The organism is Flavobacterium sp. GNP008 (assembly GCF_056428965.1).
The window spans coordinates 1-326 of sequence record NZ_JBWJVL010000013.1; the positions used below are offsets into that span (position 1 = coordinate 1).

Genomic DNA, 326 nt, shown 5'->3' on the forward strand with positions numbered 1-326 from the left:
GCACCACAAGCATCTGTTGCAGTAGCGGTAGCAAACACAGGTGTTGTACCACAAGATATAGTTGAAGTTGCAGGCAATGAAGCAATCACTGGAGCTGTAGTATCCTTAATATTTATAGTTTGCGATGCATTTGCAGTATTACCACAAGCATCGGTTGCAGTCCAAGTTCGGGTTATAGAATACGAACCCGCGCAAGCATCATTAGTAGTCACATCAGCCGAAGTCAAAGTGAAAGTAGCACCACAAGCATCTGTTGCAGTAGCGGTAGCAAACACAGGTGTTGTACCACAAGATATAGTTGAAGTTGCAGGCAATGAAGCAATCAC

General features: G+C 44.2%; 1 protein-coding gene. It reads right to left on the minus strand.

Annotation, left to right across the window (positions count from 1 at the left end; translation table 11 throughout):
- Window positions 1-326, minus strand: a 326-nt coding sequence (locus AC0608_RS13690) for an HYR-like domain-containing protein (RefSeq protein WP_478289456.1), incomplete at its 3' end; no start/stop codon positions are given.